Raw genomic sequence first — 26,300 nt, forward strand, 5'->3', positions numbered from 1 at the left:
ATGAGGGGGATTCCTTATGCATAGAATGAAACTTTCTTTTTGTTTATAAAGAAAAAGAAGGTAAATCCGTATAATACTTGTTTTTATATAGAGAACATTTATAACGACGGAGAATAGGAGGAAGGCCTTTCGTGTTTTTAAAAAGATTAGAAATAGCAGGGTTTAAGTCTTTTGCTGAGCGTGTATCTGTTGATTTTGTCCCAGGTGTAACTTCTGTAGTAGGACCTAATGGAAGCGGGAAAAGTAATATTACTGATGCAATTCGCTGGGTACTTGGTGAACAATCTGCAAAATCATTACGTGGTGCAAAGATGGAGGATATTATTTTTGCAGGCAGTGATACGAGGAGAGCGGTTAATGTTGCTGAAGTAACAATAACTTTAAATAATGAAGATCAACGTTTACCAATTGAATACAATGAGGTGTGTGTAACACGTCGTGTATCTCGTTCAGGTGATAGTGATTTTTATATTAATAAACAATCATGTAGATTGAAAGATATTATCGATTTATTTATGGACTCTGGTATGGGAAGAGAAGCTTTTTCAATTATTAGCCAGGGGAAAGTGGAAGAGATTTTAAGTAGTAAGTCAGAAGAGCGTCGAGGTGTATTTGAAGAAGCGGCAGGCGTACTAAAATACAAACTTCGCAAAAAGAAAGCTGAAGGGAAACTAGCAGAAACACAAGAAAACTTAAATCGTGTACAAGATATAATTCATGAATTAAGTAGTCAAGTAGAACCTTTAGAAAGACAAGCTTCTATTGCGAAAGATTATCTTGAGAATAAAGAAGAATTAGAGAAAGTAGAAGCTGCGCTTATTGTTCATGAAATTGAAGAATTGCATGAGAAATGGGAAGCGCTTCGAAATCAGTTTGGGCATAATAAAAACGAAGAAGCTAAAATGTCAACGAATTTACAAAAAAGTGAAGAAGAGCTTGAGGAATTACGAGGACAATTACAAGCGGTAGACGAGTCTGTAGACTCGTTGCAAGAAGTACTTCTTCTTTCTAGTAAAGAGCTAGAAAAACTAGAAGGGCAGCGTGAGTTGTTAAAAGAAAGAAAGCAAAATGCTACGACGCATTGTGCGCAACTTGAGCAGTTAATTGTTGAATTAACTGAGAAAGCTAAAAGTTACGATGGTGAGATTGAGTCAAGTACAGAATCTTTAATGCAATTTGTGAATGAAGTAAAAGAGTTGGAGCAAAAATTGCATGATAATGAGCAACTGCTTGCTACTTTTGCTGACAATTTAGAGGAACAGATTGAGAATTTAAAAGGTGACTATATTGAGCTTTTAAATCAACAAGCTAGTCATCGTAATGAATTATCTATGATTGAAGAACAATCGAAACAGCAAACGTCTAAAAACGAGCGTCTAGATGAAGAGAATGCGAAATATGTAGAAATGCGTATGGAAATTACAGCGAAAAAGACGAAACTTGTAGAAAGTTACGAACAAGCGAAAGAAAAAGTAGCTGGCATTCTCTCAAATATACAGAAGACAGAGGCGGCGCTTGGGAAATGTAAGACGCAGTATAGTGAAAATGAAACAAAACTGTATCAAGCATATCAATTTGTGCAACAGGCACGTTCTCGAAAAGAAATGCTTGAAGAGATGCAAGAAGATTATTCTGGATTCTATCAAGGTGTACGTGAAGTATTGAAAGCTAGAGAAAATAGGTTGCAAGGTATCGAGGGTGCTGTTGCGGAACTGTTAACGGTACCGAAAGAATACGAAGTTGCAATGGAAATCGCTCTAGGTGCAGCGATGCAGCATATTGTTGTACAAACAGAGGAACATGCTCGTAATGCGATTGCATTTCTAAAGCAAAATAAACATGGACGTGCAACGTTTTTACCGCAAGCTGTTATTAAAAGCAGATCGTTATCATTTGAGCAATTACGCATTGCAAATCAACACCCATCGTTTGTAGGTGTGGCGGCAGAACTTGTGCAGTACAACAATAAATATGAAAATGTAGTTTCAAATTTATTAGGTACTGTTATTGTTGCGAAAGATTTACGTGGAGCAAATGAGTTGGCGAAACAACTGCAATACCGTTATCGCATTGTAACAATCGAAGGTGACGTAGTGAATCCTGGCGGTTCTATGACTGGTGGGGCGGTAAAGCAAGCGAAATCTTCTTTATTAGGACGCCAACGTGAACTGGAAGAGTGGACTCGCAAGTTAACTGATATGGAAGAAAAAACAACGAAGTTAGAAAACTTTGTTAAAGCAGTAAAACAAGAGATTCAAGAAAAAGAAGTGAAAATACGCGAACTAAGGCAAACTGTAGAAGCAGATCGTGTAGATGAGCAGAAATTAAGAGAAGAGATTAATCGTTTAGAATTAGAAGAACATCGTATTAATGATCGGTTGTCTATTTATGATTTAGAGATTGAAGGGTTTTTACAAGATCGAGTAAAAATGCAAGGGCGTAAAGAGGAGTTAGAAGGGGTTTTAACGAATCTTCAAGCTGAAATCACTAAGTTAGATAGTAAAATTGTAGCTTTAACAAAACAAAAAAGTGAGCAACATTCTTCGAAAGAAAAAGTTCAAAAAGAAATGACTGAGTTAAAAGTGCTGGCAGCTGAAAAGCAACAACGCTTATCTAATCAAAAAGAAAAAGTTGAACGATTGACGAAGGAAAAAGAAGAAACGGATGCGACACTTGTAAAAACGAAAGAGGATTTAGCGTTCTTAAAACAAGAAATGACATCTAATTCAAGTGGTGAAGAGCAAATTACGAATATGATTGAGAAGAAAGCATATGATCGTAATCAAACTTCAGAATTAATTCGCTCTCGTCGTGAACAACGTGTATCGTTGCAAGAGAGAGTAGAACATTTAGAGCGCAATTTGAAAGAAACGACAGGTAAACATAAATATGTTCTTGAAATGTTGAAAGATCAAGAAGTGAGAATAAATCGACTGGATGTAGAGTTGGAAAATAGATTACAACATTTACGTGAAACATATACGATTTCATTTGAAGCGGCAAAACTAAAATATACAATGACAATGCCTGCAGAAGATGCGCGTAAGAAAGTAAAATTAATCAAATTATCCATAGAAGAGTTAGGTACAGTGAACCTAGGGGCAATTGATGAATATGAACGTGTAGCGGAGCGTCATACATTCTTACTAGAGCAGAGAGACGACTTAGAAGAAGCGAAAGCGACATTGCACCAGCTTATTACCGAAATGGATGAAGAAATGAAAAAACGCTTTTCTACTACGTTTGAAGGCATTAGAATGGAGTTTCAATCGGTATTCTCTGAATTATTTGGAGGCGGTAGAGCGGATTTAGTAATGACTAATCCCGAGGATTTACTAAATACGGGTATTGATATTGTAGCACAACCGCCAGGGAAGAAACTGCAGAACTTAGGTTTACTTTCAGGTGGAGAGCGTGCTTTAACAGCAATTGCGCTTTTATTTGGTATTTTAAAAGTACGCCCAGTACCGTTCTGTGTACTAGATGAGGTAGAGGCAGCCCTTGATGAGGCGAATGTAGCTCGTTTTGCACAGTATTTAAAGAAATTCAGTGATGAGACGCAGTTTATTGTAATTACACATAGAAAAGGTACAATGGAAGAGTCTGATGTGTTGTACGGTGTAACAATGCAAGAATCGGGGGTATCTAAACTTGTTTCGGTTCGTTTAGACGCCGGAGAAGAACTTATTGCAAGTGAATAGGAAGGATGGGAAAGTATGAGTTTTTTTAAAAAACTAAAAGAAAAAATTTCAAAACAAACGGATACAGTTACAGAGAAATTTAAACAAGGATTAGAAAAAACGAGAAATTCATTTGCGGATAAAGTGAATGATTTAGTGTATCGTTACCGTAAAGTGGACGAAGATTTCTTCGAAGAGTTAGAAGAAATTTTAATCGGTGCAGACGTTGGCGTTGCGACGGTAATGGAATTAATTGACCAATTGAAAGAAGAAGTACAACGTCGTAACATTCAAGATCCAAAAGAAGTACAAGCTGTTATTTCAGAAAAACTAGTAGGAATTTACAAAGGTGACAGCGATTTTAGTAACGAAATTAATATGCAAGAGGACCAATTAACGGTCGTTTTATTTGTTGGTGTTAATGGTGTAGGAAAAACGACGACAATTGGTAAACTGGCGCATAAGTTTAAATCAGAAGGTAAGTCAGTCCTATTGGCGGCAGGAGACACATTCCGTGCTGGAGCGATTGAACAATTAGAAGTATGGGGCGATCGCGTTGGTGTAGAAGTGATTAAACAAGGATCTGGATCTGATCCAGCGGCGGTTATGTATGACGCTGTACAAGCAGCGAAAGCACGTAAGGTAGATGTATTACTATGTGACACAGCAGGACGCTTGCAAAATAAAGTGAACTTAATGAAAGAGTTAGAGAAGGTGAAGCGTGTAATTGAGCGTGAAGTACCAGGTGCTCCTCATGAAGTATTGCTTGTTATTGATGCAACAACAGGACAAAACGGTTTAAGCCAAGCGAAAACATTCCGTGAAGCAACGAATGTAACTGGTATTGTTTTAACGAAGTTAGATGGAACTGCTAAAGGTGGTATTGTATTAGCGATTCGTAACGAAATGGATGTACCGGTGAAGTTTGTTGGATTAGGAGAGCAAATGGATGACTTGCAGCAGTTTGATCCAGAACAATATGTGTATGGTTTATTTGCGAACTTAGTAGAAACAGAAGAAGTATAAGCGAAAGAAGCGGTATTTCCGCTTCTTTTTCTATAAAAAATATATGATGTTAAGAAAAAAACTTGACACTCTTTTGGACTACATGTAAACTAATTCATGTAAAGGGAAATCACTTAACAAAGGATGATCCAACATGCTCGAAAAAACAACGAGAATGAACTATTTATTTGATTTTTATCAATCGTTGTTAACGCAAAAACAAAGAAGTTATATGTCGCTTTATTATCTAGATGATTTATCTCTTGGTGAAATTGCGGAAGAATTTGATGTAAGTCGCCAAGCCGTGTATGATAACATTAAACGGACTGAAGCGATGCTTGAAGAATATGAAGAAAAATTAGTATTACTTCAAAAGTTTCAAGAGCGACAGCGACTTGTTGCAAAGCTAAAACAGCTAATCAGCGAAGAAGAGCATGTGAATGAAGAAATGAAACAAGTTGTTGAAGCTATCGAAAAATTAGATTAGGAGGGCGGCAATATGGCATTTGAAGGATTAGCCGACCGACTTCAACAGACAATGCAAAAAATCCGCGGCAAAGGAAAAGTTTCTGAAGCCGATGTGAAAGAAATGATGAGAGAAGTTCGTCTAGCTCTTTTAGAAGCGGATGTTAACTTTAAAGTAGTAAAAGATTTTGTGAAGCGTGTGTCTGAACGTGCTGTCGGACAAGATGTAATGAAAAGTTTGACACCTGGACAACAAGTAATTAAAGTTGTACAGGAAGAACTTACAGAACTTATGGGCGGAGAGCAAAGCAAAATTGCTGTTGCTAATAAGCCACCGACTGTTATTATGATGGTTGGTCTGCAAGGTGCGGGTAAAACAACGACGACAGGTAAGCTTGCGAATTTGCTTCGTAAAAAGCATAATCGTAAACCGATGCTTGTTGCAGCGGATATTTACCGTCCAGCAGCGATTAAACAGCTTGAAACATTAGGGAAGCAATTGGACATGCCTGTATTTTCTTTAGGAGATCAAGTAAGTCCTGTTGAAATTGCGAAACAAGCGATTGCAAAAGCAAAAGAAGATCATCACGATTATGTTTTAATCGATACAGCGGGTCGCCTGCATATTGATGAAGAATTAATGGATGAATTAGCGAAAGTGAAAGAAGTTGCGAAACCGGATGAAATTTTCCTTGTTGTCGATGCGATGACGGGGCAAGACGCGGTAAATGTTGCACAAAGTTTCCATGAACAGTTAGGTTTAACAGGTGTTGTATTAACGAAATTAGATGGTGATACGCGCGGTGGTGCTGCATTATCTATTAAGGCTGTAACAAACACGCCGATTAAATTTGCTGGTATGGGTGAAAAACTAGATGCAATTGAAGCGTTCCATCCAGAGCGTATGGCATCCCGTATTTTAGGGATGGGCGATGTCTTAACGTTAATTGAAAAAGCGCAAGCTACAGTTGATGAAGAGAAAGCAAAAGAACTTGAGCAAAAAATGCGTACGCTTTCGTTTACGCTTGACGATTTCCTAGAACAACTTGGACAAGTGCGCCAACTTGGGCCGCTTGATGAATTGTTAGGAATGCTTCCTGGTGCAAATAAAATTAAAGGGCTGAAAAATGCGCAAGTTGATGAAAAACAAATTGGGCATATTGAGGCAATTATTCGTTCTATGACTAAATTAGAACGAGAACAACCGGAAATAATCAATGCTAGTCGCAAAAAGCGCATTGCCAAAGGTAGCGGTACAACTGTACAAGAAATCAATCGTCTAATTAAGCAATTCGATGACATGAAAAAAATGATGAAGACGATGACGGGAATGCAAAAAGGTAAGAAAAAAGGACTAGGTGGATTGAAGTTTCCATTCATGTAAGGAAAAAAAGATGGCTCTGTTAAGAAAAAATACTTTACAAAGCAATAGTCTTTTTGCTAATATAATTATCTGTGTGAAATAAATTCGGAGGTGCTTTATAAATGGCAGTTAAAATTCGTTTAAAACGTATGGGAGCTAAAAAAACTCCTTTCTATCGTGTAGTTGTTGCAGATTCTCGTTCTCCTCGTGACGGACGTTTCATTGAGGAAATCGGAACTTACAATCCAGTTGCTCAACCAGCTGAAGTTAAGATCAACGAAGAAGCAGCATTAAAATGGTTAGGAAATGGTGCTAAACCATCTGATACAGTTCGTAACTTATTCTCTAACCAAGGTATCATGGAGAAATTCCACTTATCTAAACAAGGTAAGTAATTGAGGCAATGACTATGAAGAAGTTAGTCGAGACGATTGTCAAGCCTCTTGTCGATTATCCTGAAGATGTAAAAGTTACACAGGAACTTTGCAACGGAGAGATAAAGTATCGATTAACTGTACATCCTGAGGATGTTGGAAAAGTCATTGGAAAGCAAGGGAGAGTTGCGAAAGCGATTCGAATGCTCTTGTATTCAGTGGGACATCATAATGATGAAAAAGTAACACTGGAAATTCAATAAACGTAAAAAGGGCGAGGAGTTATTCCTCTCCCTTTTTTAACATTTAAATAGAGATTGCATGTTCCATCTGCGAAATGGAGATGCTTAATTTATATAGAAACCAGGGGTGACATACTATTTATGACAAAATGGTTTAACGTAGGGAAAATTGTAAATACTCATGGCGTAAGAGGAGAAATCCGTGTTATTTCTCGTACTGATTTTCCAGAAGAGCGATATAAAGTAGGAAACACGCTATACATATCGAATGAGAAAGGCACAGACTATCTTCCGGTGAAGGTAACTTCTCATCGCCAACATAAGACATTCGATTTATTAACATTTGAAGGATATAACAATGTAGATGAAGTAGAGAAGTTTAAAGGTTCTTTAATAAAAGTACCAGAAGAGCAGTTAGGCGAACTTGCTGAAGGTGAATACTACTATCATGAAATTATTGGTTGCAGTGTTGTAACGGAAGAAGGAGAAGCGCTAGGGACAATCAAAGAGATTCTATCTCCTGGTGCAAATGATGTTTGGGTAATTAAACGCCCGAAGGGTCAAGATCTCTTAATTCCTTATATCGATGATGTTGTACTTCAAGTTAATATTGAAAATAAATTAGTAACCATTCATGTAATGGAAGGGCTGCTATAATGAAAATTGATATTTTAACGTTGTTCCCAGACATGTTTACCGGTGTATTTGGATCTTCTATATTAAAGAAGGCGCAAGAAAAAGAAGCGGTAAACCTTCGTGTTGTTAACTTTCGTGATTATACAACAAGTAAGCATAATAGCGTAGACGATTATCCTTACGGCGGAGGAGCTGGTATGGTGCTTACTCCTCAGCCTATTTTTGATGCTGTAGAGGATTTGACGAAAGAGACAGAGCGTAAGCCGAGAGTTGTCTTAATGTGTCCGCAGGGCGAAAGATTTACGCAGAAGAAAGCGGAAGAGCTTGCAGGGGAAGAACATTTAATCTTCGTATGTGGGCATTATGAAGGATATGACGAACGAATTCGTGAGCATCTCGTAACGGATGAGATTTCTATTGGTGACTATGTATTAACGGGCGGAGAATTAGCCTCTATGGTTATTACTGATAGTGTGGTACGTCTCTTGCCAGGTGTGCTAGGAAATCATGCTTCACAAGTAGAGGATTCGTTTAGTACAGGTTTATTAGAGCATCCTCATTATACACGTCCAGCTGATTTTCGTGGTATGAAGGTACCGGATGTATTAATGTCAGGGAATCATAAAAACATTGATGAATGGCGACATAAGGAATCTTTGCGCCGAACGTATACGCGTAGACCTGATTTATTAGATGAGAGAGAGCTATCTAAACAAGAGAAAAAATGGCTTGAGGAAATAAAGCGAGAGCAGTAATAACTTCATATATTTGCTATTGCAACAGGCCTAGTAATATGCTATTATAACATTTGTGCTACTGAAATCAGTAGCCGTATTAACGATGTTCCGCTGTAATTTATTAAGACTTTATAAGAGCATCTGTTTAAAGGAGAGAATTTAATATGCAACAATTAATCGCAGAAATTACAAAAGGCCAATTAAAAACTGACCTTCCTTCATTCCGTCCTGGTGACACTTTACGTGTACACGTAAAAGTTGTTGAGGGAACTCGTGAAAGAATTCAGCTTTTCGAAGGTGTTGTAATTAAACGTCGTGGTGGCGGAATCAGTGAAACATTCACAGTTCGTAAGATTTCTTACGGTGTAGGTGTTGAGCGTACATTCCCAGTTCACACGCCAAGAATCGCGAAAATCGAAGTACTTCGCCGTGGTAAAGTACGTCGTGCTAAGTTATACTACTTACGTAACCTTCGCGGTAAAAAAGCACGTATTAAAGAAATTCGATAAGACATGTATGGGAGCTTGTAAATGCACAAGCTCCCTTTTTCCAATCTATATGAAATTTTGGTATAATACGAGCAGTTTACATAACCGTGGAGGGGAAATGCATGAAAAAAGAGAAGAGTTCACTTTGGGAATGGATTAAAGCAATTTTGATTGCTGTTGTATTAGCTGGTGTTATTAGACAGTTTTTCTTTGCGCCAATTCTCGTAGACGGGGTATCGATGGCACCTACTTTACATGATCGTGATCGAATGATTGTGAATAAAATTGGTTATCACATTGGAGATCCAAAACGCTTTGATATTATCGTATTTCGAGCAACAGAAGATAAAGATTACATTAAGCGCATTATAGGCCTGCCAGGCGATGAAATAGAGTATCGTAATGATAAACTGTATATTAACGGAAAGGCTTATGAGGAGCCGTATTTAGACAAGCAGAAAAAGCAAATTGCTGACGGACCGCTTACATATGATTTTAATCTTGAAGAAATGACAGGCAAGAAAACCGTTCCAAAAGATCAATTATTTGTTTTAGGTGATAATCGTCGTTTTAGTAAAGATAGCCGTTCAATCGGTACGATTTCAATGGATCAAGTAATTGGTAAAGCTAATATGTTATATTGGCCGTTAGAAGACGCACGTATTGTGAAATAAATGAAAAAGAAGGTGGCAACATGGTAATTCAATGGTTTCCAGGGCATATGGCGAAGGCTAGACGCCAAGTAACGGAGAAATTAAAATTAATTGATGTTGTAATTGAACTTGTAGATGCTCGATTACCATTATCATCTCGAAACCCAATGATTGATGAAATCATTACACATAAGCCAAGGCTTGTTGTTTTAAATAAAGCGGATATGGCAGATGATCGTTTAACAAAACAATGGATCGCATATTTTAAAGAAAAAGGCCATATGGCAATTTCAATTAACGCGCAAGCTGGACAAGGTATGAAGGAAATTGCAGCAGCTTGTAAAGTGCTTGTTAAAGAAAAATTTGATAAAATGGTTGCAAAAGGTATTAGACCGAGAGCGATTCGTGCATTAATTGTAGGTATACCAAATGTTGGTAAATCTACATTGATTAATAAATTGGCAAAGAAAAATATTGCTAAAACAGGAGATCGTCCAGGTGTGACAACAGCTCAACAATGGATTAAAGTTGGGAAGGAAATGGAATTGTTAGATACACCAGGTATTCTGTGGCCTAAATTTGAAGATCAATTAGTGGGTCTTCGCTTAGCGACAACGGGTGCAATTAAAGATTCAATTTTAAATTTACAAGATGTAGCTGTTTACGCATTACGTTTTATGGAGAAACATTATCCAGAACGCTTGAAAGAACGCTATAATTTAAATGAGATTCCAGAAGATATTGTGGAATTATTCGATGCAATTGGAAAAAATAGAGGCTGCTTAATGGGCGGCGGAATGATTGATTATGATAAGACATCTGAGCTTGTGCTTCGTGAGCTTCGTGGTGGCAAACTTGGAAAAATGACGTTTGAAACACCGGAAGAGTTTGCAGAGCAAGTAGAAGATGTGGAAAAAATAGAAGAAGTATAAGACGTGCGTTTGTGCGTCTTTTCTTTTTGGATATGTTTAAAAAGGAGCTTGTATAAATGCAAACTATAACGATAAAAGAAGCAGAAAATGTATTGAAAGAAATTATGAATGAAGAAGATGATCGCTTTCAACTGTTAATGAAAGATGATCGAAAAGGTGTTCAAAAGCTCGTTTTGAAGTGGTATAAACAAAAAGAGTTAGAACAGAAAGAAAAAGAGAAGTTTTTTGAAATGTCCAAGTATGAAAATGCTTTGCGTGAAAAAGGGGTCACATATATCGCGGGTATTGATGAAGTAGGGCGCGGGCCATTGGCTGGGCCTGTTGTGACGGCAGCTGTCGTTCTTCCTGAGGATTTTTATATTCCAGGGTTAAATGATTCGAAAAAGTTGAGTGAAGCGAAACGTGAGCGTTTTTATGATGAAATAAAAGTACAAGCAATTGCAATTGGAGTAGGAATTGTATCGCCGCAAGTTATTGATGACATTAATATTTACCAAGCAACGAAACAAGCGATGTTAGATGCAGTTGCGAATTTATCTTGTACACCCCAACATTTATTAATTGATGCGATGAAACTTCCTACACCAATTCCGCAAACATCAATTATTAAAGGTGATGCGAAAAGTGTTTCGATTTCAGCCGCATCCATTATCGCAAAAGTAACGAGAGATCGTATGATGAAAGAACTGGGAGAGAAGTATCCTCAATATGGATTTGAGCAACATATGGGATATGGCACAAAGCAACATTTAGAGGCAATTCAAGTGCATGGAGTATTAGATGAACACCGAAAGTCATTCGCGCCAATTAAAGATATGATTCAAAAATAAGCTGTAAATATACAGCTTATTTTTTTATTTTGGCATATAAACATTACTATTTCCGAAAAAGAATAAAGCGATTTCAGTTTTCTGACACTTTATTGTAGACAGCGTGCCAATCATCTTATACAATGGCAATGTAATGTTTTTTAAACATTAAAAAACTTTTCGAGTAAAACAGGAAAACAGGGGAGGATGGGACCATGAATATCCATGAGTACCAAGGTAAGGCAGTCCTTAGAAGCTATGGGGTTAGCGTTCCGAACGGGAAGGTTGCATTTACAGTAGAAGAAGCTGTAGAAGCGGCGAAAGAATTAGGAACAGATGTATGTGTAGTGAAAGCACAAATTCACGCTGGTGGACGCGGCAAAGCTGGCGGAGTAAAAGTTGCAAAAAATTTAGATGAAGTTCGTACATATGCAGAAAGCATTTTAGGAACTACACTTGTGACACATCAAACAGGTCCTGAAGGTAAGGAAGTAAAACGCTTACTTATCGAAGAAGGTTGCGATATTAAAAAAGAATATTATGTAGGTCTAGTTTTAGATCGTGCAACTTCTCAAGTTGTTTTAATGGCGTCTGAAGAAGGCGGAACAGAAATTGAAGAAGTAGCAGAAAAAACACCTGAAAAAATCTTTAAAGAATATATTGATCCAGCAGTAGGCTTACAAGGTTTCCAAGCGCGCCGAATCGCATTTAACATCAATATTCCAAAAGAGCTTGTAGGACAAGCTGTGAAGTTTATGATGGGCTTATACCGTGCGTTTATCGAAAAAGATTGCTCTATCGCTGAGATTAACCCACTTGTTACAACAGGTGAAGGTAAAGTTATGGCATTAGATGCAAAATTAAACTTTGATTCTAATGCATTATATCGCCATAAAGACATTTTAGAGCTTCGTGATCTTGATGAAGAGGATTCAAAAGAAATTGAAGCTTCAAAATACGACTTAAACTACATTCCTTTAGATGGAAATATCGGTTGTATGGTTAATGGTGCAGGTTTAGCGATGGCTACAATGGATATCATTAAACATTACCACGGTGACCCAGCTAACTTCTTAGATGTTGGTGGCGGTGCAACTGCAGAAAAAGTTACAGAAGCATTCAAAATTATCCTTTCTGACAAAAATGTAAAAGGTATCTTTGTTAACATTTTTGGTGGCATTATGAAGTGTGATGTTATTGCAGAAGGTGTTATTGAAGCAACGAAACAAGTAGGTCTTGAGTTACCTTTAGTTGTACGTCTTGAAGGTACAAACGTAGAACTAGGTAAGAAAATTTTAAATGAGTCTGGCTTAAATATTGTTGCAGCAGAATCTATGGCAGACGGTGCACAAAAAATTGTTTCACTAGTGGGCTAATAGAAAGCGGGGGAGAAAAATGAGCGTATTAGTTAATAAAGATACAAAAGTTATTGTTCAAGGTATTACAGGTTCTCAAGGTTTATTCCATACAAAACAAATGATTGAATACGGTACGAAAATTGTCGGTGGTGTAACACCAGGTAAGGGCGGCACTGATATTGAAGGTGTACCAGTATTTGATACAGTAGAAGATGCAGTGAAAGCAACAGGCGCAAACGCTTCAGTTGTATACGTTCCACCCGCTTTTGCGGCAGATGCAATTATGGAAGCTGTTGATGCAGAAATTGATTTAGTAGTATGTATTACTGAAGGGATTCCTGTATTAGATATGGTAAACGTAAAGAGATATATGGCGGGTAAACATACACGTTTACTTGGACCAAACTGCCCAGGTGTAATTACACCGGATGAATGTAAGATTGGTATTATGCCAGGATATATTCATAAAAAAGGTCATGTTGGTATCGTATCTCGCTCTGGTACATTAACGTATGAAGCTGTACATCAGTTAACACAAGAAGGTATTGGCCAATCTACTGCTGTAGGTATCGGCGGAGACCCTGTTAACGGTACAGACTTTATTGATGCTTTAAAAGCATTTAATGAAGATGAAGAAACACATGCTGTAATTATGATTGGTGAAATCGGCGGTACAGCAGAAGAAGAGGCAGCTGAATGGGTAAAAGCTAATATGACAAAACCTGTTGTAGGCTTCATTGGTGGTCAAACAGCGCCTGCTGGCAAACGTATGGGCCATGCTGGTGCAATCATTTCTGGCGGTAAAGGAACTGCTGCTGAAAAGATTAAAACAATGGAAGCTTGTGGCATTAAAGTAGCTGAAACTCCAGCAGTTATGGGAGAAACGCTAATCTCTGTTTTAAAAGAAAAAGGTTTATTTGAGACTTGTAAAAACTATTAATCTGTTGAAAGACACCTTCTTACTTGAGGGTGTCTTTTTAGACTTTTTCTGTTTACATAATAAAAATTATGGGTAAGGAGAATCAAGATGAAAAGAGAGAGATTATTACATCTTCATTACTTGCTAGCAGATTATTGGAAAGCGATGGAGAGGCTACTATATGTCGATCCAGAATTAGAGAACATATATAATTTTAACGAAAAACAAATGGAACACTACACTGGAATATCCTCGAAAAAATCTTCAGAACTAGTAAAATTTCTTCAAAGTTCAAATCTTCCGCAATATATATCTTATTTAGAGAAAAATCGTATTTTTTATATAACGATATGGGATGAAAATTATCCGCAATTATTACGTGAAATACAAGACCCTCCCTTCGTTTTATATGGAAAAGGAGAGAAAGATTTCCTGAATAAAGTAAATAAATTAGCAGTTGTTGGAACGAGAGAACCATCATTATATGGTCATGAGAGTTTGAAGTTTATTTTACACCCTTTATTAGAAAGAGAGTGGCTTATTGTCAGTGGGTTTGCAAAAGGGATAGATACAATGTCTCATGAGATTACAGTAAGGCATCATTGCCCGACTATTGCGATATTAGGGCATGGATTGTCTTTTATGTATCCGAAAGAAAATAGACCTTTATATGAAATGTGGAAGGAATATATATTGTTATTGACAGAGTATCCGCCGCACTATGCACCGAAAAAATGGTATTTTCCAAAAAGAAACCGGATTATTAGTGGTATAAGTAAAGGTGTTTTAGTTGTAGAAGCGAAATCGAGAAGTGGAACACTTATTACTGCGGACCTTGCGTTAGAGCAAAGTAGAGAGGTATTTGCGCTTCCTGGACCTATATTTATAGAGGGGGCATCGGGAACGAATCATCTTATTCAGCAAGGAGCAAAACTAGTAAGAAATGCAGAAGATATCTTGGAAGAGATTTTAAATTAACCTTATATTTTTATGTTTTTATTAAACAATTATTGACAAATGGTAGATTGGCACTGTATGGTATATTCATTCTTGATTGACAAAAACAAGAGAAATCAATAAGATTAATGAAGACTTGAATCCACCTCTTAAGGAGGCACTAGCATGTCAGATTACCTCGTAATCGTGGAGTCGCCTTCTAAGGCGAAGACCATTGAGAAATATTTAGGGAAAAAATACAAAGTTGTCGCGTCTATGGGACATGTTCGCGATTTGCCAAAAAGTCAAATGGGGATAGAAGTAAAGAACAACTTCACCCCGAAGTATATTACCATTCGTGGTAAAGGTCCCGTCTTAAAAGATTTAAAATCAGCGGCCAAAAAAGCAAAGAAAGTCTATCTCGCGGCCGATCCAGACCGTGAAGGGGAAGCGATTGCTTGGCATTTAGCGAATACGTTAAATGTGGACGTTGAATCAGATTGTCGGGTTGTGTTTAATGAGATTACGAAAGATGCGATCAAAGAATCATTTAAACATCCTCGTGCAATTAATATGGATTTAGTGGATGCACAACAAGCAAGACGTATACTTGATCGTCTTGTTGGTTACAATATTAGTCCTTTATTATGGAAGAAAGTAAAAAAAGGATTAAGTGCAGGACGTGTACAATCTGTAGCAGTTCGTTTAATCATCGAGCGTGAAAGGGAAATTCAAAACTTTGAACCTGAAGAATTCTGGACAATTAAAACAGAATTTGTAAAAGGAAAAGACACATTTGAAGCAAGCTTTTACGGTGTAGATGGTGAAAAAGTTCAATTAACAAATGAAACGCAAGTGAATGAAATAATTGAACAGATGAAAGACAATGCGTTTTCAGTTGAAAATGTAACGCGCAAAGAGCGAAAACGTAACCCTGCATTACCGTTTACAACATCTTCCTTGCAACAAGAAGCAGCCCGTAAGTTAAACATGCGAGCAAAGAAAACAATGATGCTTGCACAGCAATTGTATGAAGGGATAGATCTTGGAAAACAAGGAACTGTAGGTCTTATTACGTATATGAGAACCGATTCAACACGTATCTCAGAAACAGCTCAAACAGAGGCTCGTACTTACATCACTGAAGCGTATGGTACGGAATACATAGGAACAGAAAAGAAGAAAGAAACGAAAAAGTCAAATGCACAAGATGCGCATGAGGCAATTCGTCCTACTTCGGTAATGAGAAAGCCAGAGGAACTAAAAAGTTTCTTAGGTCGTGATCAACTTCGATTATATAAATTGATTTGGGAGCGATTTGTTGCAAGTCAAATGGCGTCTGCTATAATGGATACTGTGACAGCGAGACTCATTAATAACAATGTTCAGTTCCGTGCAAGTGGATCGGTTGTAAAGTTCCCGGGATTTATGAAAGTGTATGTAGAGTCAAAAGATGATGGTGCTGAAGAAAAGGATAAGATGTTGCCGCCTTTAGAAGTAGGGGAAACTGTATTTTCAAAGGATTTAGAACCAAAGCAACATTTTACACAACCTCCTCCGCGCTATACAGAGGCTCGCCTAGTAAGAACACTTGAAGAACTTGGAATTGGAAGACCGTCGACATATGTACCTACACTTGAAACGATTCAAAAGCGTGGGTATGTAGGCTTGGATAATAAACGCTTCGTTCCGACTGAACTTGGTGAAATAGTAATTGAACTTATTTTAGAGTTTTTCCCAGAAATTATTAACATTGAATTTACTGCCAATATGGAGCAAAGCCTTGATGAAGTAGAAGAAGGAAATGCGAATTGGGTAAAAATTGTTGATGATTTCTACGTAGGTTTTGAACCGCGTTTAGAAAAAGCGGAAAAAGAAATGCGTGAAGTGGAAATTAAAGATGAACCAGCTGGGGAAGATTGTGAATTATGTAATCACCCAATGGTCTTTAAAATGGGTAAATACGGGAAATTTATGGCTTGCTCGAATTTCCCAGATTGTCGTAATACAAAGCCGATTGTGAAAGAAATCGGTGTTACTTGTCCAAAGTGTGATAAGGGTCAAATTATTGAACGCCGTAGTAATAAAAAGAAACGCCTTTTCTATGGGTGCGGTACGTATCCGGAATGCGACTTTGTATCTTGGGATAAGCCAATTGGTCGTAAGTGTCCGAAGTGCGAAGGCATGCTTGTAGAGAAAAAGTTGAAAAAAGGCGTGCAAGTACAATGTATTTCGTGCGATTATGAAGAAGAACAACAAATGTGAGCGTAACTGCTCACATTTTTTTCGGGAAGAAAAGGAAAGGTGATATAAATGACAACACAAGTAGTAAACGTCATTGGCGCAGGTCTTGCAGGAAGTGAAGCAGCTTACCAAATTGCAAAACGTGGTGTCCAAGTTAGATTATATGAAATGAGACCGGTAAGGCAAACGCCAGCTCATCACACAGATAAATTCGCTGAATTAGTATGTAGTAACTCACTTCGTGCAAACACTTTAACAAATGCAGTTGGCGTTATTAAAGAGGAAATGCGCTTAATGGATTCTGTAATTATTCGTGCGGCGGATGAGTGCTCTGTACCAGCTGGAGGCGCTTTAGCTGTAGACCGTCATGAGTTCGCAGCTAAAGTAACAGAATACGTAAAGAACCATCCAAATGTAACTGTAATGAATGAAGAAATTACAGATATTCCAGAGGGACCGACAATTATTGCTACAGGTCCATTAACATCTCCTGATCTTTCTGCAAAATTGAAAGAATTAACAGGAGAAGATTATTTCTACTTCTATGATGCTGCAGCCCCAATCGTAGAAAAAGACAGCATTGACATGAATAAAGTATATTTAAAATCGCGTTATGACAAAGGTGAAGCTGCATATTTAAATTGCCCAATGACAGAAGAAGAGTTTGATCGTTTTTATGAGGCTCTAATTGCTGCTGAGACAGTGCCTTTAAAAGAGTTTGAAAAAGAAATTTTCTTTGAAGGTTGTATGCCAGTAGAGGTTATGGCAAGTAGAGGGAGACAGACGTTAGTATTTGGACCTATGAAACCTGTTGGATTGGAAGATCCAAAAACAGGGAAAACGCCATATGCTGTTGTTCAGTTACGTCAAGATGATGCAGCGGGAACTTTATACAATATCGTAGGTTTCCAAACACATTTAAAGTGGGGACCGCAAAAAGAAGTGCTACAGTTAATTCCAGGATTGGAAAATGCAGAGATTGTACGTTATGGTGTAATGCATCGTAATACGTTTATTAATTCACCTAATTTGCTTCGTCCAACATATCAATATAAACAACGGGATGATTTATTCTTCGCTGGTCAAATGACTGGAGTAGAGGGATATGTTGAATCAGCAGCATCAGGATTATTAGCAGGAATTAATGCTGCGCGTCTTGTGCAAGGTGAAGAGCCAGTTGTATTACCGCCAGTAACTGCGATGGGTAGCATGGCAAATTACATTACGGCAACGAATGCTAAAAACTTCCAACCGATGAATGCGAACTTCGGTCTATTTGCACCGTTAGAGAAGAAGATTAAAAAGAAAGCAGAACGAAATGAAGCGTACGCAGCACGCGCTTTAGAAACGATTCGAAATTTTGTAAATATTTAGTTAAATTTCTTGCAAAGGCTACTAAGTTGTGATACGATTTAGTAGCCTTTATTGAGGTGAGTTGTGTGAATGTGAAGAAATTGTTACAATTATTCGTTGGATATTTACAAATTGAAAGAAATTATTCAAAATATACAATTGCAAGTTATCAAAATGATTTAGAACATTTTGTGCAATTTATGGAACGAGAAGGCATATCCTCTTTTTTAGACGTTACATACGCGGATGTTCGTTTGTACTTAACGACGTTGCACGATGAGAAGTTAGCCCGTAAATCTGTCGCAAGAAAAGTATCAAGCTTACGAAGTTTATATCGTTTTTTGATGCGTGAAGGTTATCGAAAGGATAATCCGTTTGCACTTGCGTCACTCCCCAAAAAAGAATTGTCAATCCCAAAGTTTTTATATGCTGAAGAGTTAGAGGAATTATTTGAAGTTTCTGACACGGAAACACCATTAGGTCAAAGGAATCAAGCTTTGTTAGAGTTGATGTATGCGACTGGGATCCGTGTGAGTGAATGTGTCAATTTACAACTTACCGATATTGACTTTGCGGTGGGAACAATTTTAGTAATGGGAAAAGGAAAAAAACAAAGGTATATTCCGTTCGGAAGCTATGCGCAAGATTCTTTAATTACTTATATAGAGAATGGGAGAAAACAGTTAGTTAATAAGACTGACGAAGACTCTCATATGGTATTTTTAAATGCGAAAGGTAAACCGCTAACAAGTCGTGGAGTTCGTTATGTTTTAAATGAACTCATTAAAAAGGCTTCGCTGACAATGCGGATAAGTCCCCATATGTTAAGGCATACATTTGCTACACATATGCTAGATGAAGGGGCGGATTTACGTACTGTACAGGAGTTATTAGGCCATGAAAATTTGTCGACGACACAAATTTATACGCATGTCTCTAAAGAAAGATTGCGTTCTGTTTACATGAAGCATCACCCGCGGGCATAAATTGCTTTAAAAGCTATAAAAACAAATAAAGGAGTTTTTTCTATGGGAAATTTCCACGCTACAACGATATTTGCAGTTCATCATAATGGAGAATGTGCAATGGCTGGAGATGGCCAAGTGACAATGGGAAATGCTGTTGTAATGAAACATACAGCTCGTAAAGTTCGTAAACTTTTCCAAGGTAAAGTTTTAGCTGGTTTCGCAGGATCAGTTGCTGACGCATTTACTCTTTTTGAAATGTTTGAAGGGAAATTAGAAGAGTATAATGGCAACTTGCAGCGTGCTGCTGTTGAAATGGCCAAACAATGGCGTGGCGATAAAATGTTACGTCAGCTAGAAGCAATGCTCATTGTCATGGATAAAACAACTATGCTCCTTGTTTCAGGTACAGGAGAAGTGATTGAACCGGATGATGGTATTTTAGCAATTGGATCTGGTGGGCATTATGCACTTTCTGCAGGTCGTGCTTTAAAGCAATATGCAAGTGAACACTTAACAGCGAAGCAAATTGCGAAAGCGAGTTTAGAGATTGCTGGCGATATTTGTGTTTATACGAATCACAACATAATTGTTGAAGAATTGTAGAATCGTAAGGGAGGCATTTTATATGCATTTACATTTTACTCCGCGCCAAATTGTGGAAAAATTAGATCAATACATCATCGGTCAAAAAGACGCAAAGAAAGCGGTTGCTGTAGCGTTGAGAAATCGATATCGTCGCAGTAAATTAGCTGAAAATTTACGTGACGAAATTGCACCTAAAAATATCTTAATGATTGGACCGACAGGTGTTGGGAAAACAGAGGTAGCACGACGAATGGCGAAACTCGTTGGAGCACCTTTTATTAAGGTTGAGGCTACAAAATTCACAGAAGTTGGATATGTGGGTAGAGATGTAGAGTCAATGGTACGTGACCTGGTGGAAACATCGGTTCGTATCGTAAAAGAAGAAATGGTAGTGAAAGTTCAAGATAAAGCCGAAGAGCAAGCGAATCAACGTCTTGTTGAAATTTTAGTACCGAGTCCAGAGAAACAATCTGGATTCAAAAATCCATTAGAGATGCTTTTTGGAGGTACTCAAAATTCGAATCAAACGTCTGATACACAAGAAGATGTTGAAATCGAAAAGAAGCGTCAAGATGTGGAGAGAAAGCTTGCTGCAGGGCTTCTTGAAGACGAAATTGTATCGATTGAAGTGACTGAACAACAGTCTTCCATGTTTGATATGTTACAAGGAACTGGCATGGAGCAAATGGGAATGAATTTCCAAGATGCGCTAGGAAGTTTTATGCCGAAAAAAACGAAAAAACGTAAACTTTCTGTAAAAGAAGCAAGAAAACTCTTGACAAATGAAGAGGCACAGCGCTTAATTGATATGGATGAAGTTACACAAGAGGCTGTTTATCGTGCTGAACAGCTCGGGATTATTTTTATCGATGAAATTGACAAAATTGCTGGTAAGCAGTCGAATAGCGTAGATGTATCACGTGAAGGTGTGCAACGTGACATTTTGCCGATTGTAGAAGGGTCGAATGTTGCGACAAAATACGGATCAGTAAAAACGGATTATATTTTATTCGTTGCAGCTGGAGCGTTCCATATGTCTAAACCGTCGGATTTAATTCCGGAATTGCAAGGGAGATTTCCGATTCGAGTAGAATTAACAAAATTATCGACAGACGATTTTGTTAAAATACTAATCGAGCCTGACAATGCGTTAATTAAACAATATATGGCATTATTAGCGACTGAAGGTATAGAAATTGAATTTTCAGACGAAGCTATTCGTAAGATTGCTGAGATTGCTTATCAAGTTAATCAGGATACAGATAATATTGGAGCAAGAAGACTTCATACGATTATGGAGAAGCTCCTTGAAGATTTATCGTTTGAAGCATCTGAAATTACGTTAGAGAAAATAACGATAACACCTCAATACGTTGAGGAGAAATTAGCAACAATTGCTAAAAATAAAGATGTGAGCCAGTTTATTTTGTAATAGTGTCATCAGGTGACTCGCCCTAGTTTCCAAGTGATGAAAAAATATGTGAGTAACATGTAGGAGGAACTTTTGAAATGGAATTATTAGCAAAAACGAGAAAATTAAATGCGTTATTACAGAGCGCAGCAGGGAAGCCTGTAAACTTTAGAGAAATGTCTGACACAATGTGTGAAGTAATCGAAGCAAACGTATTCGTAGTTAGCCGTCGTGGTAAATTACTAGGTTATGCAATTCACCAACAAATCGAAAACGAACGCATGAAGCAAATGCTTGCAGAACGTCAATTCCCAGAAGAATATACACAAAGCTTATTCAACATTACAGAAACATCTTCAAACTTAGATGTGAACAGTGCTTACACAGCATTCCCAGTAGAAAACAGAGAATTATTTGGTCAAGGTTTAACTACAATCGTACCAATCGTTGGTGGCGGTGAGCGTCTAGGTACATTAGTATTAGCTCGTCTTGGTCAAGAGTTCTTAGATGATGATTTAATCCTTGCTGAGTACAGCTCAACTGTTGTAGGTATGGAAATCTTACGTGAAAAAGCAGAAGAAATCGAAGAGGAAGCACGTAGTAAAGCTGTTGTTCAAATGGCGATCAGCTCATTATCTTACAGTGAGTTAGAAGCAATTGAGCACATTTTCGAAGAATTAAATGGAACAGAAGGTTTACTTGTTGCAAGTAAAATTGCTGATCGCGTAGGAATTACTCGTTCTGTAATCGTAAATGCACTACGTAAATTAGAAAGTGCTGGTGTTATTGAGTCTCGTTCTTTAGGTATGAAAGGAACATACATTAAAGTGCTAAACGACAAGTTTCTACAGGAACTTGCTAAATTAAAAACAAACTAATTTATAAAAAACTCTCCTCGATTGAGGAGAGTTTTTTTGTGCAATGGATAGATGGTGCTTGTGAAAAGTGTCATAAGCGTGTTTTCTGGGAAAACTATTAATTGTATTTATTTTTTTTGCTTAAAAGAAATGAAGGTTGGTAATACTAGAATTCGAGTATGAACAAAGAAAGTTTTACATTGTTCGCATTTTCGACTTGATTGTAATATTTCAGTATGATATAGTAAGCAGTGGTGTCAGTACAAAGTACACACGTTTACTGATTTAAGTGTTGGTGCTACGTTTGTAGTTTCGCTTAGAGATGAAGTAAACGGAGGATATCAAAAACCATTTAGGAGGAACTATATTATGTCAGTAATTTCTATGAAGCAATTGCTTGAAGCTGGTGTTCATTTCGGACATCAAACTCGTCGTTGGAACCCAAAAATGAAGCGTTACATTTTCACAGAGCGTAACGGTATCTACATCATCGACTTACAAAAAACTGTGAAAAAAGTTGAGGAAGCTTACAGAACGATGCGCGACATCGCTGCTGAAGGCGGAGACATCTTATTCGTAGGTACTAAAAAACAAGCACAAGAAGCTATTAAAGAAGAAGCAACTCGTGCTGGTATGTACTTCGTTAACCAACGTTGGTTAGGCGGAACTTTAACAAACTTCCAAACAATCCAAAAGCGTATCAAGCGTCTTAAAGACATCGAAAGAATGCAAGAAGATGGTACTTTCGAAGTACTTCCTAAGAAAGAAGTTGTTCAACTTAAAAAAGAGTTAGAGCGTCTTGAGAAATTCTTAGGCGGTATTAAAGATATGAAAGGTCTTCCAAGTGCATTATTCGTAGTAGACCCTCGTAAAGAGCGTATTGCAGTTGCTGAAGCACGCAAATTACACATTCCAATCATCGGTATCGTTGATACAAACTGTGATCCAGACGAAATCGATCACGTTATCCCAGCAAACGATGATGCAATTCGTGCTGTAAAACTTCTTACATCTAAAATGGCAGACGCGATCCTTGAAGCAAAACAAGGTGAAGAAACTGTTACTGCGTAACAAAGTTGGAAAGGTGATAAGGGGTTCGGCCTTTTATCACCTTTTTTAAGGTATAAACACCTTTATAAAAGGTATAAATACATATTTTAGGAGGATGAAAAGTATGGCAATCACTGCTCAAATGGTAAAAGAATTACGTGAAAAAACTGGCGCAGGTATGATGGACTGCAAAAAAGCTTTAACAGAAACTAACGGCGACATGGAGAAGGCAATTGACTTCTTACGTGAAAAAGGTATTGCGAAAGCTGCTAAAAAAGCTGACCGCATTGCTGCTGAAGGTTTAACTTTCATCGAAACAAACGGTAACGACGCTTTAATCTTAGAATTAAACTCTGAAACTGATTTCGTTGCGAAAAACGAAGGTTTCCAAACACTAATTAAAGAATTAGCTGCTCACTTATTAACTAACAAACCAGCTAACGTTGAAGAAGCTATGGCTCAAACAATGGAAAACGGTAAAAAAGTTGAAGAGCACATCAACGAAGCAATCGCTAAAATTGGTGAAAAACTTACACTTCGTCGTTTCGAAATCGTATCAAAAACTGATGCAGATGCATTCGGCGCTTACCTACACATGGGTGGACGCATTGGTGTATTAACAGTTCTTGAAGGTTCTACTGATGAAGCTGCTGCTAAAGATGTTGCAATGCACATCGCTGCAGTTAACCCTAAATACATCGACCGCGATGCTGTAACAGCTGAAGAAGTTGAGCATGAGCGTCAAGTATTAACACAACAAGCATTAAACGAAGGCAAGCCTGAGAAAATCGTTGCAAAAATGGTTGAAGGCCGTTTAGGCAAATTCTTCGAAGAGATTTGCTTACTTGACCAAGCATTCGTTAAAAACCCTGATATGAAAGTTCGTCAGTTCGTTGAGTCTAAAGGCGGAACATTAAAAGGATTCGTTCGCTACGCTGTTGGTGAAGGTATCGAAAAACGCGAAGACAACTTTGCTGAAGAAGTAATGAACCAAGTAAAAGGTAGCAACTAATACAGATTAGGGAACACATTGTGTTCCCTTTTTTAAAATAAAGATGTAAGCAATTGGAGGTTCATTATGAGTAAACCGAAATATAATCGTGTCGTTTTAAAGCTAAGTGGAGAAGCTTTAGCTGGAGAGCAAGGATTTGGAATTAACCCAACTGTTATTAAGTCAGTTGCGGAACAAGTAAAAGAAATTGCAGAACTTGATGTAGAGGTTGCTGTTGTTGTTGGTGGCGGTAACATTTGGCGTGGGAAAATTGGAAGTGAAATGGGCATGGATCGTGCAGGGGCAGATTACATGGGCATGTTAGCGACAGTTATGAATTCATTAGCTCTTCAAGATAGCTTGGAGAATATCGGAATTCAAACTCGTGTACAAACTTCAATTGAGATGCGTCAAGTTGCAGAACCTTACATTCGTCGTAAAGCAGTTCGTCACTTAGAGAAAAAACGTGTTGTTATCTTTGCAGCAGGTACAGGTAACCCATACTTCTCTACAGATACAACAGCAGCATTACGTGCGGCAGAAATTGAAGCAGATGTAATTTTAATGGCGAAAAACAATGTAGATGGTGTATATAATGCGGATCCATCTATTGATCCAACAGCTACGAAATATGAAACGCTTACTTACTTAGACGTATTAAAAGAAGGTTTAGGTGTAATGGATTCTACAGCTTCTTCTCTATGTATGGATAATGATATTCCATTAATTGTATTCTCAGTTATGGAAAAAGGTAATATTAAACGTGCCGTTTTAGGCGAAAATATCGGAACAGTGGTAAGGGGGAAATAAATATGGGACAACAGGTATTGAAGTCTTCAAATGAAAAAATGGAAAAAGCAGTTGCTGCTTATTCTCGTGAATTAGCAACAGTTCGTGCTGGCCGTGCAAACGCGTCTGTATTAGATAAGGTACAAGTTGATTACTATGGTGCACCAACACCAGTTGTGCAATTAGCGAACATTACAGTTCCAGAAGCGCGTTTACTAGTAATTCAACCTTATGATAAAACTTCTATCGGTGATATTGAAAAAGCAATTTTAAAAGCAGATTTAGGCTTAAATCCTTCTAATGATGGAACTGTAATTCGTATTGCATTTCCTGCATTAACAGAAGAACGTCGTCGTGATCTTGTAAAAGTTGTGAAAAAATATGCTGAAGAAGCTAAAGTTGCTGTTCGTAACGTACGTCGTGACGGAAATGATGATCTTAAGAAGCTTGAAAAAGCTGGCGAGATTACAGAAGATGATTTAAGAGGATATACTGAAGATATCCAAAAAGAAACAGATAAATATATTGCAAAAGTTGACGAAATCGCAAAAAACAAAGAAAAAGAAATCATGGAAGTGTAATAGCGATAACTTCGCAATTATGACCCTCTTCTTAAGGGGGTCTTTTTACACTTTTAGGCATACGTCTGCTTGCTGGAGGGTATGAATGATGTTTAAAAACTTTCCTTTTTTTAAAGGTAAAAAGGACACATCGTTTGATCATCTCGTTGAAGAAGTGAAAAAAGGATATATCCCAGAACATATTGCCATCATTATGGATGGGAATGGAAGATGGGCAAAGAGGAGAGCAATGCCTCGTATTGCGGGACATCATGAAGGTATGCAAGTTGTAAAGAAAATTACAAAATTTGCAAGTAAACTTAATGTGAAAGTGTTAACTCTTTATGCTTTTTCAACTGAGAACTGGAAAAGACCGAAAAAGGAAGTTGATTATTTAATGAAGCTTCCAGAAGAATTTCTAGGTACATTTTTACCAGAATTGATTGAAGAAAACGTACAAGTCCGAGTAATAGGGCAAAAAGATCGTCTTCCTACGCATACACGCAGAGCGATGGAGAAAGCCATGGAAGATACGAAAGAGAATACGGGATTAATTCTTAATTTCGCGTTAAACTATGGAAGTCGAGATGAAATCGTTTCTGCTGTGCAACATATGATGAAAGATAATGAGGAAGGAAAAATTCGTTCTGAAGAGGTAAGTGAAGAAATGCTTTCCTCCTACTTAATGACGAGTTCTTTACCTGATCCAGAGTTGTTAATCCGAACAAGCGGAGAGCTACGTATTAGTAATTTCATGTTATGGCAAATTGCATATTCGGAGTTTTGGTTTACAGACGTGTATTGGCCAGACTTCAAAGAAGAACATTTGCTAAATGCGATTACTGACTTTCAACATAGAGGGCGCAGATTCGGAGGCGTGTAGAAAGAGAGGGTT

26 protein-coding genes are annotated in these 26,300 nt (G+C 37.7%); all 26 read left to right on the forward strand.

Translation table 11 applies throughout. The features are described 5' to 3' along the window. The first annotated feature begins 131 nt into the window (after positions 1-131). The 26 genes from smc to uppS all read left to right on the forward strand — a co-directional run bounded on the left by smc (position 132) and on the right by uppS (position 26,288). Positions 132-3,701 (forward strand): chromosome segregation protein SMC, encoded by a 3,570-nt coding sequence (gene smc, locus ACK1U5_RS20395; RefSeq protein WP_000478977.1) that lies wholly within the window; start codon positions 132-134, stop codon positions 3,699-3,701. A 15-nt stretch (positions 3,702-3,716) separates the two neighbouring features. After that, the gene (ftsY, locus tag ACK1U5_RS20400) at positions 3,717-4,706 is read left to right on the forward strand and encodes a signal recognition particle-docking protein FtsY (RefSeq protein WP_000007655.1); all 990 of its coding nucleotides are present in this window, start codon (positions 3,717-3,719) and stop codon (positions 4,704-4,706) included. Positions 4,707-4,839: 133 nt separating this feature from the next. Continuing rightward, positions 4,840-5,172 (forward strand): putative DNA-binding protein, encoded by a 333-nt coding sequence (locus ACK1U5_RS20405; RefSeq protein WP_000891062.1) that lies wholly within the window; start codon positions 4,840-4,842, stop codon positions 5,170-5,172. Positions 5,173-5,184: 12 nt separating this feature from the next. Beyond that, positions 5,185-6,534, forward strand: a complete 1,350-nt coding sequence (ffh, locus tag ACK1U5_RS20410) for a signal recognition particle protein (RefSeq protein WP_000863460.1) — start codon at positions 5,185-5,187, stop codon at positions 6,532-6,534. Between the two features lie 101 nt (positions 6,535-6,635). After that, the gene (gene rpsP / locus ACK1U5_RS20415; RefSeq protein ID WP_000268750.1) at positions 6,636-6,908 is read left to right on the forward strand and encodes a 30S ribosomal protein S16; all 273 of its coding nucleotides are present in this window, start codon (positions 6,636-6,638) and stop codon (positions 6,906-6,908) included. A gap of 14 nt (positions 6,909-6,922) precedes the next feature. Further along, complete coding sequence (locus ACK1U5_RS20420) at positions 6,923-7,150, forward strand: KH domain-containing protein (RefSeq protein WP_000737401.1); 228 nt, start codon at positions 6,923-6,925, stop codon at positions 7,148-7,150. Between the two features lie 120 nt (positions 7,151-7,270). Then, a complete protein-coding gene (rimM, locus tag ACK1U5_RS20425; RefSeq protein ID WP_000170278.1) occupies positions 7,271-7,786 on the forward strand; it encodes a ribosome maturation factor RimM in 516 nt (171 codons plus the stop codon). After that, positions 7,786-8,520 carry a tRNA (guanosine(37)-N1)-methyltransferase TrmD gene (gene trmD / locus ACK1U5_RS20430; protein WP_000686903.1) on the forward strand — a complete coding sequence of 245 codons (735 nt, stop codon included), beginning with the start codon at positions 7,786-7,788 and terminating at the stop codon, positions 8,518-8,520. The genes rimM and trmD overlap by 1 nt, the downstream gene beginning before the upstream one ends. Positions 8,521-8,666: 146 nt before the next feature. Beyond that, complete coding sequence (rplS, locus tag ACK1U5_RS20435) at positions 8,667-9,011, forward strand: 50S ribosomal protein L19 (RefSeq protein WP_001186516.1); 345 nt, start codon at positions 8,667-8,669, stop codon at positions 9,009-9,011. A gap of 101 nt (positions 9,012-9,112) precedes the next feature. After that, positions 9,113-9,664: a signal peptidase I gene (gene lepB / locus ACK1U5_RS20440; protein WP_000711851.1), complete on the forward strand. Its 552-nt coding sequence runs from the start codon at positions 9,113-9,115 to the stop codon at positions 9,662-9,664. Between the two features lie 20 nt (positions 9,665-9,684). Continuing rightward, positions 9,685-10,575, forward strand: coding sequence for a ribosome biogenesis GTPase YlqF (gene ylqF / locus ACK1U5_RS20445; protein WP_000236702.1), 891 nt, complete (start codon positions 9,685-9,687; stop codon positions 10,573-10,575). Positions 10,576-10,631: 56 nt separating this feature from the next. After that, the gene (locus tag ACK1U5_RS20450) at positions 10,632-11,405 is read left to right on the forward strand and encodes a ribonuclease HII (RefSeq protein ID WP_001193513.1); all 774 of its coding nucleotides are present in this window, start codon (positions 10,632-10,634) and stop codon (positions 11,403-11,405) included. Between the two features lie 194 nt (positions 11,406-11,599). After that, on the forward strand, positions 11,600-12,760 hold the full coding sequence (sucC, locus tag ACK1U5_RS20455) for an ADP-forming succinate--CoA ligase subunit beta (RefSeq protein WP_001020791.1): 1,161 nt from the start codon (positions 11,600-11,602) through the stop codon (positions 12,758-12,760). Positions 12,761-12,779: 19 nt separating this feature from the next. Next, the gene (sucD, locus tag ACK1U5_RS20460; protein ID WP_000115178.1) at positions 12,780-13,682 is read left to right on the forward strand and encodes a succinate--CoA ligase subunit alpha; all 903 of its coding nucleotides are present in this window, start codon (positions 12,780-12,782) and stop codon (positions 13,680-13,682) included. Between the two features lie 87 nt (positions 13,683-13,769). Further along, the gene (gene dprA, locus ACK1U5_RS20465) at positions 13,770-14,639 is read left to right on the forward strand and encodes a DNA-processing protein DprA (RefSeq protein ID WP_000818039.1); all 870 of its coding nucleotides are present in this window, start codon (positions 13,770-13,772) and stop codon (positions 14,637-14,639) included. 144 nt (positions 14,640-14,783) lie between these two features. Beyond that, positions 14,784-16,862: a type I DNA topoisomerase gene (gene topA, locus ACK1U5_RS20470; RefSeq protein ID WP_001286963.1), complete on the forward strand. Its 2,079-nt coding sequence runs from the start codon at positions 14,784-14,786 to the stop codon at positions 16,860-16,862. 48 nt (positions 16,863-16,910) lie between these two features. Beyond that, the gene (trmFO, locus tag ACK1U5_RS20475; protein ID WP_000213002.1) at positions 16,911-18,215 is read left to right on the forward strand and encodes an FADH(2)-oxidizing methylenetetrahydrofolate--tRNA-(uracil(54)-C(5))-methyltransferase TrmFO; all 1,305 of its coding nucleotides are present in this window, start codon (positions 16,911-16,913) and stop codon (positions 18,213-18,215) included. 65 nt (positions 18,216-18,280) lie between these two features. Further along, positions 18,281-19,180 carry a tyrosine recombinase XerC gene (gene xerC / locus ACK1U5_RS20480; protein WP_001101241.1) on the forward strand — a complete coding sequence of 300 codons (900 nt, stop codon included), beginning with the start codon at positions 18,281-18,283 and terminating at the stop codon, positions 19,178-19,180. Between the two features lie 42 nt (positions 19,181-19,222). Further along, positions 19,223-19,765 (forward strand): ATP-dependent protease proteolytic subunit HslV, encoded by a 543-nt coding sequence (gene hslV / locus ACK1U5_RS20485; RefSeq protein WP_048567505.1) that lies wholly within the window; start codon positions 19,223-19,225, stop codon positions 19,763-19,765. 22 nt (positions 19,766-19,787) lie between these two features. After that, positions 19,788-21,179, forward strand: coding sequence for an ATP-dependent protease ATPase subunit HslU (gene hslU, locus ACK1U5_RS20490; protein WP_000550087.1), 1,392 nt, complete (start codon positions 19,788-19,790; stop codon positions 21,177-21,179). Positions 21,180-21,256: 77 nt separating this feature from the next. Next, complete coding sequence (gene codY / locus ACK1U5_RS20495; RefSeq protein WP_000421290.1) at positions 21,257-22,036, forward strand: GTP-sensing pleiotropic transcriptional regulator CodY; 780 nt, start codon at positions 21,257-21,259, stop codon at positions 22,034-22,036. A gap of 348 nt (positions 22,037-22,384) precedes the next feature. Further along, positions 22,385-23,086 (forward strand): 30S ribosomal protein S2, encoded by a 702-nt coding sequence (rpsB, locus tag ACK1U5_RS20500; protein WP_000111485.1) that lies wholly within the window; start codon positions 22,385-22,387, stop codon positions 23,084-23,086. A gap of 103 nt (positions 23,087-23,189) precedes the next feature. After that, a complete protein-coding gene (gene tsf, locus ACK1U5_RS20505) occupies positions 23,190-24,077 on the forward strand; it encodes a translation elongation factor Ts (protein WP_001018578.1) in 888 nt (295 codons plus the stop codon). 66 nt (positions 24,078-24,143) lie between these two features. Beyond that, positions 24,144-24,866 carry a UMP kinase gene (gene pyrH / locus ACK1U5_RS20510; protein ID WP_000042668.1) on the forward strand — a complete coding sequence of 241 codons (723 nt, stop codon included), beginning with the start codon at positions 24,144-24,146 and terminating at the stop codon, positions 24,864-24,866. 2 nt (positions 24,867-24,868) lie between these two features. Beyond that, the gene (gene frr, locus ACK1U5_RS20515; protein WP_000531501.1) at positions 24,869-25,426 is read left to right on the forward strand and encodes a ribosome recycling factor; all 558 of its coding nucleotides are present in this window, start codon (positions 24,869-24,871) and stop codon (positions 25,424-25,426) included. An 85-nt stretch (positions 25,427-25,511) separates the two neighbouring features. Then, a complete protein-coding gene (uppS, locus tag ACK1U5_RS20520) occupies positions 25,512-26,288 on the forward strand; it encodes an isoprenyl transferase (protein WP_000971296.1) in 777 nt (258 codons plus the stop codon). Positions 26,289-26,300 lie beyond the last annotated feature (12 nt).

This window comes from Bacillus sp. XB1 (assembly GCF_053557995.1).

Excerpts from the sequence above, each read along its gene's own strand:
- ftsY (WP_000007655.1), top strand. The coding sequence starts at position 3,717 with ATGAGTTTTTTTAAAAAACTAAAAGAAAAAATTTCAAAACAAACGGAT.
- ACK1U5_RS20405 (WP_000891062.1), top strand. The coding sequence starts at position 4,840 with ATGCTCGAAAAAACAACGAGAATGAACTATTTATTTGATTTTTATCAA.
- ffh (WP_000863460.1), top strand. The coding sequence starts at position 5,185 with ATGGCATTTGAAGGATTAGCCGACCGACTTCAACAGACAATGCAAAAA.
- rpsP (WP_000268750.1), top strand. The coding sequence starts at position 6,636 with ATGGCAGTTAAAATTCGTTTAAAACGTATGGGAGCTAAAAAAACTCCT.
- ACK1U5_RS20420 (WP_000737401.1), top strand. The coding sequence starts at position 6,923 with ATGAAGAAGTTAGTCGAGACGATTGTCAAGCCTCTTGTCGATTATCCT.
- rimM (WP_000170278.1), top strand. The coding sequence starts at position 7,271 with ATGACAAAATGGTTTAACGTAGGGAAAATTGTAAATACTCATGGCGTA.
- trmD (WP_000686903.1), top strand. The coding sequence starts at position 7,786 with ATGAAAATTGATATTTTAACGTTGTTCCCAGACATGTTTACCGGTGTA.
- rplS (WP_001186516.1), top strand. The coding sequence starts at position 8,667 with ATGCAACAATTAATCGCAGAAATTACAAAAGGCCAATTAAAAACTGAC.
- lepB (WP_000711851.1), top strand. The coding sequence starts at position 9,113 with ATGAAAAAAGAGAAGAGTTCACTTTGGGAATGGATTAAAGCAATTTTG.
- ylqF (WP_000236702.1), top strand. The coding sequence starts at position 9,685 with ATGGTAATTCAATGGTTTCCAGGGCATATGGCGAAGGCTAGACGCCAA.
- ACK1U5_RS20450 (WP_001193513.1), top strand. The coding sequence starts at position 10,632 with ATGCAAACTATAACGATAAAAGAAGCAGAAAATGTATTGAAAGAAATT.
- sucC (WP_001020791.1), top strand. The coding sequence starts at position 11,600 with ATGAATATCCATGAGTACCAAGGTAAGGCAGTCCTTAGAAGCTATGGG.
- sucD (WP_000115178.1), top strand. The coding sequence starts at position 12,780 with ATGAGCGTATTAGTTAATAAAGATACAAAAGTTATTGTTCAAGGTATT.
- dprA (WP_000818039.1), top strand. The coding sequence starts at position 13,770 with ATGAAAAGAGAGAGATTATTACATCTTCATTACTTGCTAGCAGATTAT.
- topA (WP_001286963.1), top strand. The coding sequence starts at position 14,784 with ATGTCAGATTACCTCGTAATCGTGGAGTCGCCTTCTAAGGCGAAGACC.
- trmFO (WP_000213002.1), top strand. The coding sequence starts at position 16,911 with ATGACAACACAAGTAGTAAACGTCATTGGCGCAGGTCTTGCAGGAAGT.
- hslV (WP_048567505.1), top strand. The coding sequence starts at position 19,223 with ATGGGAAATTTCCACGCTACAACGATATTTGCAGTTCATCATAATGGA.
- hslU (WP_000550087.1), top strand. The coding sequence starts at position 19,788 with ATGCATTTACATTTTACTCCGCGCCAAATTGTGGAAAAATTAGATCAA.
- codY (WP_000421290.1), top strand. The coding sequence starts at position 21,257 with ATGGAATTATTAGCAAAAACGAGAAAATTAAATGCGTTATTACAGAGC.
- rpsB (WP_000111485.1), top strand. The coding sequence starts at position 22,385 with ATGTCAGTAATTTCTATGAAGCAATTGCTTGAAGCTGGTGTTCATTTC.
- tsf (WP_001018578.1), top strand. The coding sequence starts at position 23,190 with ATGGCAATCACTGCTCAAATGGTAAAAGAATTACGTGAAAAAACTGGC.
- pyrH (WP_000042668.1), top strand. The coding sequence starts at position 24,144 with ATGAGTAAACCGAAATATAATCGTGTCGTTTTAAAGCTAAGTGGAGAA.
- frr (WP_000531501.1), top strand. The coding sequence starts at position 24,869 with ATGGGACAACAGGTATTGAAGTCTTCAAATGAAAAAATGGAAAAAGCA.
- uppS (WP_000971296.1), top strand. The coding sequence starts at position 25,512 with ATGATGTTTAAAAACTTTCCTTTTTTTAAAGGTAAAAAGGACACATCG.